The sequence below is a fragment of the Achromobacter sp. GbtcB20 genome, from assembly GCF_019091095.1.
Lineage (GTDB): Bacteria > Pseudomonadota > Gammaproteobacteria > Burkholderiales > Burkholderiaceae_B > Achromobacter > Achromobacter mucicolens.
The window spans coordinates 1-400 of sequence record NZ_JAGXJZ010000276.1 but is presented as its reverse complement, the minus strand read 5'-3'; the positions used below and the strand labels follow the sequence as shown (position 1 = coordinate 400).

Annotated in this window: 1 protein-coding gene; it reads right to left on the bottom strand. The window is 64.0% G+C overall.

The genetic code is table 11. From position 1 onward, the window contains the following. Positions 1-400: monofunctional biosynthetic peptidoglycan transglycosylase (mtgA, locus tag KVT32_RS28965; RefSeq protein WP_217619297.1), on the bottom strand; the 400-nt coding region annotated here is incomplete at both ends.

The window sequence follows — 400 nt, the reverse complement described above, 5'->3', positions numbered from 1 at the left end:
CTTCCGCGCCGAACACGCCGCGTCCGAACTCGACCACGTTCAAGTACACCTCGAGGATGCGGCGCTTGCTCATCACCGATTCCAGCATGAAGGCGATGATCATTTCCTGCCCCTTGCGCAGGTAGCTGCGCGAGCCGGACAGGAACAGATTCTTCGCCAGCTGCTGGGTGATGGTCGAGCCGCCGCCGACGACCTTGTGGCGGCGGTTGTTGCGCTCGTAGGCGCGCTCGAGCGCATCGAAGTCCACGCCCGGATGGTCGGCGAAGTTGGCGTCTTCGGAAGCCACCACCGCGCGCTTGAGGTTGTCCGAGATGCGTTCGTAGGGCACCCACTCGTGCTTGAGCCGGGCGTTCGGGTTGGCTTCGCGCAGCTCCGATAACTGCTGGCGCATGAAGCTGGT